The 13,155-nt window shown below is 69.7% G+C and carries 12 protein-coding genes; 11 read left to right on the forward strand and 1 reads right to left on the reverse strand.

All coding sequences use genetic code 11. The features are described 5' to 3' along the window. The first annotated feature begins 265 nt into the window (after nt 1-265). Together EEY80_RS04090 and EEY80_RS04095 are read left to right on the forward strand one after the other, a co-directional pair. Entirely contained in the window at nt 266-1,240 is a 975-nt protein-coding gene (locus EEY80_RS04090) for an alpha/beta hydrolase (RefSeq protein WP_235829702.1), read from the forward strand. Beyond that, nucleotides 1,237-1,860: an alpha-ketoglutarate-dependent dioxygenase AlkB family protein gene (locus EEY80_RS04095; protein ID WP_407920716.1), complete on the forward strand. Its 624-nt coding sequence runs from the start codon at nt 1,237-1,239 to the stop codon at nt 1,858-1,860. The genes EEY80_RS04090 and EEY80_RS04095 overlap by 4 nt, the downstream gene beginning before the upstream one ends. Nucleotide 1,861: 1 nt before the next feature. Here EEY80_RS04095 and EEY80_RS04100 read toward each other — a convergent pair whose 3' ends face one another. After that, nucleotides 1,862-2,677: an ABC transporter permease gene (locus EEY80_RS04100; protein WP_126975302.1), complete on the reverse strand. Its 816-nt coding sequence runs from the start codon at nt 2,675-2,677 to the stop codon at nt 1,862-1,864. Nucleotides 2,678-2,858: 181 nt separating this feature from the next. On the opposite strand from EEY80_RS04100, the gene cysQ reads away from it, so the two are divergent. From cysQ to EEY80_RS04145, 9 genes are all read left to right on the forward strand, one after another. Beyond that, on the forward strand, nt 2,859-3,626 hold the full coding sequence (cysQ, locus tag EEY80_RS04105; RefSeq protein WP_407920717.1) for a 3'(2'),5'-bisphosphate nucleotidase CysQ: 768 nt from the start codon (nt 2,859-2,861) through the stop codon (nt 3,624-3,626). Then, nucleotides 3,626-4,447, forward strand: coding sequence for a 3-deoxy-manno-octulosonate cytidylyltransferase (locus EEY80_RS04110; RefSeq protein WP_126975304.1), 822 nt, complete (start codon nt 3,626-3,628; stop codon nt 4,445-4,447). The genes cysQ and EEY80_RS04110 overlap by 1 nt, the downstream gene beginning before the upstream one ends. Then, entirely contained in the window at nt 4,444-5,757 is a 1,314-nt protein-coding gene (locus EEY80_RS04115; RefSeq protein WP_126975305.1) for a glycosyltransferase family 2 protein, read from the forward strand. Before EEY80_RS04110 ends, EEY80_RS04115 begins: the two co-directional genes overlap by 4 nt. Nucleotides 5,758-5,873: 116 nt before the next feature. Next, nucleotides 5,874-6,767, forward strand: coding sequence for a UTP--glucose-1-phosphate uridylyltransferase GalU (gene galU, locus EEY80_RS04120; RefSeq protein WP_126975306.1), 894 nt, complete (start codon nt 5,874-5,876; stop codon nt 6,765-6,767). A 7-nt stretch (nt 6,768-6,774) separates the two neighbouring features. Beyond that, nucleotides 6,775-7,776 carry a UDP-glucose 4-epimerase GalE gene (gene galE, locus EEY80_RS04125; RefSeq protein WP_126975307.1) on the forward strand — a complete coding sequence of 334 codons (1,002 nt, stop codon included), beginning with the start codon at nt 6,775-6,777 and terminating at the stop codon, nt 7,774-7,776. 13 nt (nt 7,777-7,789) lie between these two features. Beyond that, complete coding sequence (locus tag EEY80_RS04130) at nt 7,790-8,980, forward strand: glycosyltransferase (protein ID WP_126975308.1); 1,191 nt, start codon at nt 7,790-7,792, stop codon at nt 8,978-8,980. A gap of 27 nt (nt 8,981-9,007) precedes the next feature. Then, a complete protein-coding gene (locus EEY80_RS04135; protein WP_205749021.1) occupies nt 9,008-10,024 on the forward strand; it encodes a glycosyltransferase family 2 protein in 1,017 nt (338 codons plus the stop codon). Nucleotides 10,025-10,037: 13 nt separating this feature from the next. Continuing rightward, nucleotides 10,038-11,738, forward strand: a complete 1,701-nt coding sequence (locus tag EEY80_RS04140) for a DUF5927 domain-containing protein (protein WP_126975310.1) — start codon at nt 10,038-10,040, stop codon at nt 11,736-11,738. 4 nt (nt 11,739-11,742) lie between these two features. Continuing rightward, nucleotides 11,743-13,155 (forward strand): nodulation protein NodH, encoded by a 1,413-nt coding sequence (locus EEY80_RS04145; protein ID WP_126975311.1) that lies wholly within the window; start codon nt 11,743-11,745, stop codon nt 13,153-13,155.

The following is a 13,155-nucleotide window of genomic DNA, read 5'->3' on the forward strand; positions in this document are numbered from 1 at the left end:
CCCCTGCCTTCCGATCCCAAATTCGTGTCCGGGCATGCCCCCGGGTTCTGGCGACATATAAGGAGGGGCAATTTCTGCTGCAAGCGCCGCACCCCGGCGAAACGCAGAGAATTGCCGCAGATGCGACCGCCCGGCGTGCCGGTTCCGCAGGCTTGATCGCGGCCCCGCCGGATGCTAGCGCGAGGGCGTCCGAGGCAGCGGCGCGGCAGGGTCCGAAGGCGCAACCCAAGGCCTTGCCAGAGGAGATGCCCCCATGGATGCCCCCGTGCCGCGACCGACCCCGTCCCGTCCCGCGTCCCCGCAACCCGCCCTCGGCCGCCGCGCGCTGATCGGGTCGGCCCTCGCGGCGGCGGCGATGCCCGCGCTGCTGCCCCGTGCGCTGCGGGCGCAGCCGGCGCGGGGCAACGACGCGCCGGCGGAACGGATCGACGACCCCCGCGCCATCGCCTTCGATCTGGGCCCGGCCGAGGCGCCGTGGCGCATCTTCGTCGGGCTGCCGGCGGTCGCCGCGCCGGCCGGCGGCCATTCGCTGCTGCTGGCGGTGGACGGGAACGCGACCTTCCCGCTGCTGTGGCATGCGCGCGAGCGGCTGGCCCCCGACGCGCCCGTCCTGATCGCCGGCATCGGCTATCCGACCGACCAGCGTTTCGACCTGGAACGGCGGTTCCTCGACCTGACACCGGCGACGGCGGCGGACTATCTGGGCCGCCGGCAGGGCACCCCCACCGGCGGGCGCGACGCCTTGCTGGCGATGATCGAGGACCGGCTGCTGCCCCGGCTGGCGGCGGATCACGGGATCGACCCCGCCGCCCGCAGCTTCTATGGCCATTCGCTGGGCGGGCTGTTCGCGCTGCATGTGCTGTTCCGCCGTCCGGCGCTGTTCGGCGCGATCGCGGCGGCGGACCCCTCGCTGTGGTGGAACGGCGGGTCGGTGCTGCAGGAAGAGGCGGCGTTCCGCACCGGGGTGGCGGCGGCGGGCGGGAGCTTTGCGCGGCCGCTGCAGCTGCTGGTGCAGAACTCGGGCCAGCGCCCGCCCCGCGCCGATGGCCAGCCCGATCCGCGCGGAGAGGGACAGCTTGAAGCGCGCGAGATGGCGGCACGGCTGGCGGGCATCGGCGGGCTGTCGGTGCGCTATCGCCGCCTTGCCGAAACCAGCCACGGGTCGCTGATCGCGCCCAGCCTCGCCGATGCGCTGGCGCTGCATCTGGGTCGGCCGCTGCCGGACAGCGAGGCGCTGTGACAGGCCCCGCGCCCCTCGCACCCGATGCGGTGATCCGGGGCGCGGCGCTCTATTCCGGGCTGCTCGACCGGCCCGCGCAGGAGGCGCTGCTGGCCGACCTGCGCGGCGTCGTCGCGGCGGCGCCGCTGTTTTCGCCCGTCACCCGCTGGGGCAAGCCGATGAGCGTGCGCATGACCTCGGCCGGGCGCTATGGCTGGGTGTCGGACCGGCGCGGCTATCGCTATGACCGGCAGCACCCCTCGGGGGTGGACTGGCCGCCGATCCCGGACCGGGTGCTGGACCTGTGGCACCGGGTCACGGGGCTGGCGCGAGAGCCGGACTGCTGCCTGGTCAACTTCTACGAAGGCACCGCGCGGATGGGGCTGCATCAGGACCGGGACGAGGCGGATTTCAGCTGGCCGGTGCTGTCGGTCAGCCTGGGCGACGACGCGCTGTTCCGCATCGGCAATCTCGACCGCGGCGGCCCGACCGAAAGCCTGTGGCTGCGATCCGGCGACGTGCTGGTGCTGGGGGGCGCCGCCCGGCTGCTGCATCACGGCGTCGACCGGGTGGCGGCCGGCACCTCGACCCTGCTGCCGAAGGGCGGGCGCATCAACCTGACGCTGCGGGTGGTGGACTGAGCTACTTATTCCAGCTCGCCGAGGCGCGGCGGCGGGTGTAGAATTCGCCCATCAGCCCGATGGTCAGCACCACCAGCGTCACCCAGACCGGATAAGGGATGTTGGTGTGATGCGGGTTGTAGTTGATGAAGACGAAGCCCCGCACCTGGTCGATGATGTGGAACAGCGGGTTCCAGTCGAAGAACTGCAGCATGGTGAAGGACAGCGAGTTGGCGACGAACATCTTGCCGGACGCGAACATGCTGGCCCGCATGTAGATCGCCTGCAGGATCGCCACCCCCCGCGGCGCCCAGGGCCGCAGCGCCAGCAGCACGAGCCCGAGCGCCAGCCCGTAGAACCATCCCAACAGCACCAGCCCCAGCGCCGGAATCGGGCGGTCGATCGTCACCCGTTCGAACATGACGTCATAGCCGTAGATCAGCACCACCAGCGTCACGATCTGCAGGTAGAGCGCGCCGAGCGCCGCCGAGGCGATGGCGACCGCCGTGGTCATCGGCCCGTGCAGCTGCATCGCCGAGGTCGAGGCGCCGGCCCCCGCCACCGCGGCCATGGTCTTGGTATGGGCCATGAACACCGCGATGCCGGACAGCATGTACAGGAAATAGCTGCCCCGGATCGCGGTGCCGCGCATCCCGATCAGCGTCATCACGAAGTAGAAGACCAGCAGCAGCAGCGCCGTCTGGAACACGTTCAGCAACAGCCCGTAGACGGCGTTGCCATGGCCCTGCCGGACGTTGCGGACGGTGGAATGGTAGATCAGCTCGAGGATTTCGAGCGCGGCCATGACCGGCGTCTTGCGCGTCTGGCGGTAGAACATGCCTGCCCGGTCCATCCCGTGTTGCCGCGCCGCCGGCGGGACTGCGGGCGGGTTTCGGCGGGGAAATGCCATGCAATCCTTGCCGTTCCCCTTGCGTCACAGCATAAGTGCAACCGTGGCATCAGGCAACAGACCCTACCCCAGGAGGCGCGACGTGGATTTCGGGAAACTGACAGCGGTGATGCGGCGGCTCGCCCTCGAAGCGGGCGACAGGATCATGGAGATCTATGACGCGCCGGATTTCGAGGTGCGGTCCAAATCCGACGACAGCCCGGTGACCGCGGCCGACGAGGCGGCGGATGCGCTGATCGCCGAGGGCCTGCGCGCGGCCTTCCCCGACGTGGCGCTGGTGACCGAGGAACAGGCGGCGAGCCACGGCCAGTCCGTCAGCACCTTCCTGATCGTCGATCCGCTGGACGGCACCAAGGAATTCGTGCAGCGCCGCGGCGATTTCACCGTGAACATCGCCTATGTCGAAAACGGCGTGCCGCTGCGCGGGGTGGTCTATGCGCCCGCCAAGGGCCGGCTGTTCTACACGCTGGCCGATGGCCGCGCGGTCGAGGAACATGGCGCCTTCGCCAAGGATGCGCCGGGCGAACAGGCGCCCATCGCCGTGTCCACCCCTGACAACCGCGGCCTGATGGTCGTGGCGTCGAAATCGCATCGCGATCAGGCGACCGACGACTACATCGCCCAATACGCGGTGCGCGACATGACCTCGGCCGGGTCGTCGCTGAAGTTCTGCCTGGTGGCGACGGGCGAGGCGGATCTGTATCCGCGCCTCGGCCGGACGATGGAATGGGACACGGCGGCGGGCGACGCGGTGCTGCGCGGCGCCGGCGGCGAGGTGGTGCGTTTCGACGATCACAAGCCGCTGACCTATGGCAAGGACGGCTTCGCCAACCCGTTCTTCATTGCCTATGCGCCCGGCGTGCTGCTGGTGAAGTGATGGCCAGCCCCGCGCCCGGCGGCGGCGTGCTGATCGTGATCCCGGCCCGCCACGCCTCGACCCGCTATCCGGGCAAGCCGCTGGTGGAACTGCGCGGCGCGGGCGGCGCGGCGAAAAGCCTGATCCGCCGCAGCTGGGATGCGGCGCGGGCGGTGCGGGGCGCCGACCGGGTGGTGGTGGCCACCGATGACGACCGCATCCGCGACCATGCCCGCGATTTCGGCGCCGAGGTGGTGATGACCTCGCCCGACTGGCGCAACGGCACCGAACGCTGCGCCGAGGCGCATGCGGTGCTGGGCGGCGGCTATGACATCGTGGTGAACCTGCAGGGCGACGCGCCGCTGACCCCCGCCTGGTTCGTCGAGGATCTGGTGGCGGGCCTGGCCGCCGATCCGGGGGCCGAGATCGCGACCCCGGTGCTGCGCTGCGAAGGCGCGATGCGCGACAGCCTGCTGGAGGATCGCCGCAACGGCCGGGTCGGCGGCACCACCGCCGTCTTCGGCGCGGGGGGGCGGGCGCTCTATTTCTCCAAGGAGGTGATTCCCTTCTGCGGGCGGGACTATGCGCCGGAGGAGCCGACGCCGGTCTTCCATCATGTCGGCGTCTATGCCTATCGCCCGGCGGCGCTGGCCGCCTATCCCGACTGGCAGACGGGGCCCCTGGAAACGCTGGAAGGGCTGGAACAGCTGCGCTTCCTCGAAAACGGCCGGGCGGTGCTGTGCGTCGAGGTCGAGGCGCGCGGGCGGCAATTCTGGGAACTGAACAACCCCTCCGACGTGCCCCGGCTGGAGGCGATGATGGCCGGCATGGGGATGGAATGACCGCAGCGGGCGGGGCCGCGCCGCCGCCCACCAGCCTGATCGTCGTCTCGCGCCACCGGCCCGACACGCTGCTGCGCTGCCTGACGGCGGTGCGGCAGATGGCGCATCCGGCGATGGAACTGGTGGTGGTGGCCGATCCCGCCAGCGCCGCGCGGGTGCGGGCGCTCGGCTGGCCGCTGAAGCTGGCGGAATTCGACGAACCCAATATCTCGGCCGCGCGGAACGCCGGCATCGCGCTGGCCGCGGGCGATGTCCTGGCCTTTACCGATGACGATGCGGTGCCGGAACCGACATGGCTGGCCCGGCTGTCGGCGCCCTTCGCCGATCCGGCGGTGGCGGCGGCGGGGGGCTGGGTCCGGGGGCGGAACGGCATCAGCTGGCAGTGGCGGTCGGGCACGGTGGACCGGCTGATGCGCACCGGGCCGCTGGAGGCGGCCGCGGACCGCACCAGCCTGCACCGTTCGGCCCCGGGCCGCGCGGTCGAGGTCAAGGGCGTGAACTGCGCCTATCGCCGCGACCTGCTGGCCGGGATGGGCGGCTTCGACCCCGAGTTGCGCTATTACCTCGACGAGACAGAGGTGAACCTGCGTCTGGCCGGCCTGTCGGCGCTGGTGGCGGTGGTGCCGGGCGCGCAGGTCGCGCATTACAAGGCCGGCAGCCGGCAGCGCAGCCCGGCACGGGCGCCGCTGTCGCTGTGGGACGTGGGGGCCAGCAGCGCCGTCTTCCTGCGGCGCCACGGCGCGGACCCGGCCGAGCGGGAGGCGGCGCTGGCCGTCCTGCGCCGGGAGGAACGGGCCAAGGCGCTGCGCCACATGGTCGCCGGTGAGATCGAGCCGCGCGATGTCGGCCGCTTGCTGCAGGGCCTCGACGACGGGATCGCGGACGGCCTGTCGCGCCGGCTGGGGCCGCTGGTGCCGCTGGCGGAGGCGCCGCCGCCCTTCATGCCCTTTCCCGCGCCGGACCGGGACGGGGTGCTGATCGCGGGCCGGCCGCATCAGGCGCGCCACTTGCGCCGCACCGCCGCGACACAGGCGGCAGAGGGGCGGATCGTGACCCTGTTCCTGTTCGGGCGCGGCTGGCGGCGGCACTGGCAGCGCTACGATGCCCGGGGATACTGGGAGCAAACGGGTGGGCAATGGGGCCTTTCGGATCGCGCCGCGCAGCCGAAAGACTGGAGTTTCGGAAACCGATGCAAGGAAGAGACCGTGCAGGTGCAGAATCGCCGGCCGGTCCATGCGATGATCGTGCCGATGAATCATGGTGCTTTCGGCAAAGTTTCGCTGGAACCGGGGCCCCCGCGCGGCGATTGAACCGAATATCGGATTTGCCCCAAGCCGAACCTTGTGTTGCCATGATCGAGGGTCATTATGCCGCGGCGTGATGCGTGGGGCATGCATCGCGACAACAAAGGAAGAGATGAAGAGATATGGTACGCGACGTCAAGAAGGCGATCTTTCCGGTGGCGGGTCTGGGAACGCGGTTCCTGCCGGCGACGAAGTCGATCCCGAAAGAAATCATGACGCTGGTGGACCGACCGTTGATCCAATACGCGATCGACGAGGCACGCGCGGCCGGGATCGAGGAATTCATCTTTGTCACCTCGCGCGGCAAGTCGGCGCTCGAGGACTATTTCGACGCGGCTCCGGTGATCGAGCAGGAGCTGCGCGCCAAGAACAAGACGGACCTGCTGGACGTGCTGAAGGCCACCGATATGGATTCGGGGGCCATCGCCTATGTGCGCCAGCAAAAGGCGATGGGCCTGGGCCATGCAGTCTGGTGCGCGCGGCGCCTGCTGGGGGACGAGCCCTTTGCAGTGGTGCTGCCCGATGACGTCATCGCCGCGGAAACGCCCTGCCTGCAGCAGATGATGGAAGCCTATCACAACACCGGCGGCAACGTCGTGGCCACGATGGAAGTGACGATGGACAAGGTGTCGTCCTACGGCGTGCTCGACGTGGCCGAGGACATGGGCGCGATGGTCAGGGCGAAGGGCATGGTCGAGAAGCCGAAGCGCGACGAGGCGCCCTCGAACCTCGCCGTGATCGGTCGCTATATCCTGCAGCCGAAGGTGATGGAAAACCTGAACGAGAAGAAGATCGGCTCGGGCGGAGAGATCCAGCTGACCGACGCCATCGCCCGCGAAATTACGGAAACCGGCAATGTCTTCGGCTTCCGCTTCCGCGGCCAGCGCTATGACTGCGGGTCGAAGGCCGGGTTCCTGCAGGCGACCGTGGCCTTCGGTCTGGCCCGCGACGATCTGAGCGCCGAGTTCTCGCAGTTCCTGGCCGAGATCGTGGCGATGCGGCAGGCGGCCGAGTAACGCGACGATGCCGCAGAACATTCTGGTCACGGGCGGTGCGGGCTATATCGGCTCGCATGCCTGCAAGGCCCTGCGGTCGGCGGGCTACGTCCCCGTCACCTTCGATTCGCTGACCACCGGCTGGGAAGAGGCGGTGAAGTTCGGGCCGTTCGAGAAGGGCGACCTGATGGACCGCGCCCGGCTGGACGAGGTCTTCGCCCGCTGGAAACCGGCGGCGGTGATGCATTTCGCCGCACTGAGCCAGGTGGGCGAGGCGATGCGCGAACCCGGCAAGTACTGGCGCGGCAATGTCTGCGCCTCGCTGAACCTGATCGAGGCGGCGGTGGCGGCCGGATGCCTCGACTTCGTCTTCTCCTCGACCTGCGCCACCTATGGCGACCATGACGGGGTGATGCTGGACGAAGACACGCCGCAGATGCCGCTGAACAGCTATGGCGCCAGCAAGCGCGCCATCGAGGACATGCTGCGGGATTTCGGCGCCGCGCACGGGTTGCGGTCGGTGATCTTCCGATATTTCAACGTGGCGGGCGCCGACCCGGACGGCGAGGTGGGCGAGTTCCACCAGCCGGAAACCCACCTGATCCCGCTGATGCTGGACGCGATCGAGGGCAAGCGCGCGGCGCTGACCGTCTTCGGCACCGACTATCCGACCGAGGACGGCACCTGCATCCGCGACTATGTGCATGTCATGGATCTGGTCGAGGCGCATGTGCTGGGCCTGAAATGGCTGGAGGCCGGGCATCTGGCGGGCGCGGGCGGCAGCCGGGTATTCTGCCTTGGCACCGGGCGCGGCTTTTCGGTGCGCGAGGTGATCGAGCAGTCGCGCGCCGTCACCAACCGCGAGGTGCCGATCGTGATCGGCGGGCGGCGCGCGGGCGATGCGGTCAAGCTGGTGTCCGGTTCCGAACGGGCGATGGCCGAACTGGGCTGGGAGCCGCGGCGATCCACCATGGCGCAGATGGTCGGCGATGCCTGGCGCTGGCACCAGACCGGCAGCTACGCCAAGTGACCGGCCGGCCGCGATGACCGCGACGGGGTGGGTGCTGGATGTCACCCGCCTCGTGCTGCGGGTCGGGCGGCCGGTGCTGACCGGCATCGACCGGGTCGAACGCGCCTGGCTGCGGCGGCTGGCGCAGCGGGACGAACCGTTCCACCTGCTGCTGCAGGGCAAAGGCGGGCCCTGGCTGTTGCCGGGCGCGGCGGCAACGCGGCTCGACCGCTGGCTCGATGCGCCCCCTGTGGCGCAGGGCTGGCGCGAGGCGGTGACGGTCCGGCGCGGGCCGGGGGACCGCCGCGCGGCGCGCGTGGCGGCGCTGCGGCTGCGGGCGGGGGCGCTGCCGCTGCGCGCTGCCGGCGGGGCAGTGGCGGGGGCGTGGTATCTGAACCTCGGCCATGCCTTCGCCGATCCCGCGCTGGTCGCCGTGTTGCGCGGCGCGGGGCTGAAGGTGGCGGTGATGGTGCATGACACGATCCCGCTGGATTTCCCCCAGTTCTCCCGCCCGCATGCCGTCGAGGAGATGCGCCGCCTGCTGGCCACGGCCGCGGCGGCGGACCTGATCCTGACCAATTCGCGCGCGACCGCCGGTGACGTGGCCCGGCACATGCCCGGGCCGGTCCCGCCCCTGGCCGTTTCGCATCTGGGGGTGGCGCCCGCGCCGCCCGATCCCGCGCGGCTGCCCCCCGGGCCGGACTGGGACCGGCCGCTGTTCCTGTCGCTGGGCACGATCGAGCCGCGCAAGGACCATGCGCTGCTGATCGACCTGTGGGACGGCCTGATCGCGGCGCCGCCCGAAGGCGGGGTGCCGCAGCTGGTGATCGCCGGGCGCGAGGGCTGGATGGTGGCCGAACTGATGCGCCGGATCGCGGCGCATCCCGCGCACGGGCGGCTGATCCACCACCTGCCCGCGCTGCCCGATGCGGCGGTATCGGCGGCGCTGCTGCGGGCGCGGGCGCTGTTGATGCCCAGCCATGCCGAAGGCTTCGGCCTGCCGGTGGCCGAGGCGGCGGTGCTGGGGGTGCCGTCGCTGGTGCGGCCGCTGCCGGTCTATACGGAAATCCTCGGCGACAACCCGGTTTACGCGCCGGTCCACGATCTATATTCTTGGCGGAAAGGGATTGAGGGGCATCTGGGGGCAAACGGCAGGCGGTACGTCCCGCCCGTTCTGCCGGGCTGGGACGAGCATGTTGACCGTGCGCTGACGGCAATGTGCTAGCGGTCCCGGCACGGGTCCCGCTGAGGAATGGTCTTGGGCGTCTGGCAGAACTACAGGCTGCGGCTGGAACGGAAGCGGCGGCTTTGGCGTGCCTTCCGCCGTCGCCGCGAGCTGACCCCGCTGGCCCGCCGCACCGACGCGATCCGCCCCGAGGACATCCTCGTCTTTTCGACCCTGCGCAACGAACGGCTGCGCCTGCCCTTCTTCCTGCGCTATTACCGCGATCTGGGCGTCGGGCATTTCCTGATCGTCGACAACGGCTCGACCGATGGCAGCGCGGAATATCTGGCCGAACAGAAGGATGTCTCGGTCTGGCGGACCACGGCCAGCTATCGCCGCTCGCGCTTCGGCGTCGACTGGCTGAACTGGCTGAAGATGCGCCATGCCCATGGCCACTGGGTGCTGGTGGTCGATCCGGACGAATTCTTCGTCTATCCGTTCTGCGACACGCGGCCCCTGCCGGCGCTGACCGACTGGCTGGACACGATGCAGATCCGCTCGTTCCCGGCGATGCTGCTCGACATGTATCCGAAGGGGCCGATCGACGCGCAGCCCTATCGCGAGGGGCAGAACCCGTTCGAGATCGCCTGCTGGTTCGACAGCGGCAACTACATGATCTCGCGCAACCCGCTCTACGGCAACCTGTGGATCCAGGGCGGGCCGCGGGCGCGCACGATGTTCGCGGAGGATCCGCTGCACAGCGCGACGCTGAACAAGATCCCGCTGGTGAAGTGGCATCGCTCCTATTGCTATGTCAGTTCGACCCATATGCTGCTGCCGCGCGGGCTGAACCTCGTCTATGACGAATGGGGCGGCGAAAAGGCCAGCGGCTGCCTGCTGCATGCCAAGTTCCTGTCGACCCTGCCCGCCAAGGTCGAGGAAGAGCTCACGCGCGGCGAACATTATGCCGGCAGCCGGGAATACCGCGCCTATCAGCAGGGGCTGAAGGACAGCCCCGACCTGTGGTGCAAGTGGAGCGAGAAGTACATCAACTGGCGCCAGCTGGAAATCCTCGGCCTGATGTCGAAGGGCAACTGGGCATGAGGGGGCGGCACGGATGACGGTCGGCTTCGTCATGCTGTGCCACACGGCGCTGGACCGGGCCGCGCAGGTCGCGCGCTTCTGGTCGGTCGCCGGCTGCCCGGTGGTGATCCATGTCGATGCGCGGGTGCCGCCGCAGGAATTCGGCGCCTTCCGCCGGATGCTGTCCGACCTTGCCAATGTCAGCTTCTGCCGCCGGTATCCCTGCGAATGGGGAACATGGTCGCTGGTGGCGGCGACGCAGGCGGGGGCGGAACAGATGCTGGAGCGTCACGCCGATGTCCGCCATGTCTGCCTCGCCTCGGGGTCCTGCCTGCCGCTGCGGCCGGTCGAGGAGCTGGTGGCCTATCTCGACGCTCGCCCCACCACCGACTTCATCGAAAGCGTCACCACCGCGGATGTGGGCTGGACCGTCGGCGGGCTGAACATCGAACGCTTCACCCTGCGCTTTCCCTTTTCGTGGAAGCGTCACCGCTGGGCCTTCGACCGCTATGTCGACCTGCAGCGCAAGCTGAAGTTCCGCCGCCGCATCCCGCCGGGCGTCGTCCCGCATCTGGGAAGCCAGTGGTGGTGCCTGACCCGGCGCACGCTGACCTCGATCCTGCAGGATCCCGAGCGCGAGGCGCATGACCGCTATTTCCGCCGGGTCTGGATCCCCGACGAAAGCTATTTCCAGACGCTGACGCGGATGTATTCGACCCATGTCGAAAGCCGGTCGCTGACGCTGTCGAAGTTCGACTATCAGGGCAAGCCGCACATTTTCTACGACGACCATCTGCAGCTTCTGCGCCGGTCGGACTGTTTCATGGCCCGCAAGATCTGGCCGCAGGCGGACCGGCTGTACCGCACCTTCCTGGAGGGCGGGGCCACGCCGGAACAGCGGGCCGAACCGCAGCCGGCCAAGATCGACCGGCTGTTTTCCCGCGCGGTCGAACGGCGGACGCGCGGGCGGCCCGGGCTTTACATGCAGGCGCGGTTTCCCCGGCAGGACCACGAGAACGGCAAGACCGGCGCCGCCTATTCGGTGTTTCAGGGCTTCACCGACCTGTTCGAGGAGTTCGAGCCCTGGCTGGCGCGGGCCGTCGGCACCGGACGGGTGCACGGCCATCTGTTCGCGCCCGCCCGGGCCGAATTCGCGGGCGGCGAGACCGTGTTCAACGGCTGCCTGACCGACAGCGCGGCCCTGCGCGACTACAACCCGAAGGCCTTTCTCACCAGCCTGATCTGGAACAGCCGGGGCGAGCGGCAGTGCTTCATGTTCAGCCCGCGCGACAACCAGGCGATCAACTGGTTCACCGCCACCGACCCGAACGCCCAGATCAGCGTCATCACCGGCGCCTGGTCGGTGCCGCTGTTCCGCTCGCGCGCCGATTTCGCCGAGGTGCGGGCCGAGGCCGCGCGCCTGCAGCGGCTGGAAACCGAACATCTGGCGATCCTGCGGTCGATGTATGTGAAGGCGCGGGTGCGGATCTGGACGATGTCGGATTTCATCGAGAACCCGATGGAGCCCCTGCAGACCATCATCGACGAGATCAGCCCCCGCATGCAGCGCCGCCTGACCGAGGTGCCGCGCATCGTCGACCTGACGGGCTATGGCCGCTTCCTGCAGAACCTGAAGAACCAGGGGATGCAGCCGATCCTGATGGGCGACTTCCCGGTGGAAGGCGACCCGCGCACGGCCAGCCCGCAGGGCCGGCGCCCCTATCTGGTGCAATAGGCCGATGGTCCCGCGCTTCGACCTGTTCGTGATCTTCGCAGAAATGCGCACCGGCTCCAACCTGCTGGAGGCGAACCTCAATTCCATCCCCGGCGTGACCTGCCATGGCGAGGCGTTCAATCCCCGTTTTCCCGGCTATCCCGACCTGACCGAACTGCTCGGGACCAGCCTGCGCGCGCGCGAGGCGGACCCGATGGCGCTGCTCGCCAGGATCCGGGCGCGGCCGGGACTGAACGGCTTTCGCTATTTCCACGACCACGACCCGCGGATCCTCGACGCGCTGATCGGGGATCCGCGCTGCGCCAAGGTGGTGCTGACCCGCAACCCGATGGAAAGCTATGTCTCGCTGAAGATCGCGCGGCAGACCGGGCAGTGGAAGCTGGGCGATGCCCGGCACCAGCGGCGCGGGCAGGTGATCTTCGACGCCGACGAGTTCCGCGACCATCTGCAGGGCCTGCAGGACTTCCAGCTGCGGCTGTTGCGCGGGCTGCAGGCGGCGGGACAGACGGCTTTCTATCTGGATTACGAGGATCTGCAGGACCTGTCGGTGCTGAACGGTCTTGCCGCCTTTCTGGGCGTCGAGGGCCGCGTCGAGGATCAGCCGGCGGGGCTGGTGAAGCAGAACCCCGAACCGCTGGAGGAAAAGGTGGCGAACCTGCCGGCGATGGAGGCGGCGCTGGCCACGCTCGACCGGTTCAACCTGGCGCGCACCCCGAATTTCGAGCCGCGGCGCGGCCCGGCGGTGCCCGGCTTCCTGGCGGCGCGCGGCGCGCCGGCGCTGTTCATGCCGGTGAAGGCGGGGCCGGTGGAACGGGTGGCGGACTGGCTGGGGCGGCTGGGCGGCGCGGAGGGCGGGGTGGACGAGGGCTTCACCCAGAAGACGCTGCGCCAGTGGCTGCGCGACCGGCCCGGCCATCGCGGGTTCACCGTCCTGTCGCATCCGGCGGTGCGGGCGCATCGGGCCTTCTGCGACTATGTGCTGAACGGCCGCTATGCCGAAATCCGCGACCAGCTGCGCCGGACCTACAAGCTGCCGCTGCCTGCGCCGGCGAAGGTGGCGGCGATGGACCTGACCGCGCATCGGGCGGCCTTCCTCGGCTTTGCGCGGTTCCTGAAGGGCAATCTGGCCGGGCAGACGGCGGTGCGGATCGACGGGGCCTGGGCCAGCCAGTCGGCGGTGCTGCACGGCTTCGCGCAATTCGCCGCGCCCGACCTGATCGCCCGCGAGGAAACGCTGGAACGCGACCTCGGCCATCTGGCGGCGATGCTGGGCCGCGACAGCCCGCCGCTGGCGCCGCCCGGGTCGACGGGACCCTTCCCGCTGGCCGAGGTGATGACGGACGAGATCGCGGCGGCGCTGCGCGAGGCCTATGCCCGCGACCATGCGGCCTTCGGCTATGGGGAGTGGCGGGGCTGA

Source organism: Frigidibacter oleivorans (assembly GCF_003993775.1).
Classification (GTDB): Bacteria; Pseudomonadota; Alphaproteobacteria; order Rhodobacterales; family Rhodobacteraceae; genus Frigidibacter; species Frigidibacter oleivorans.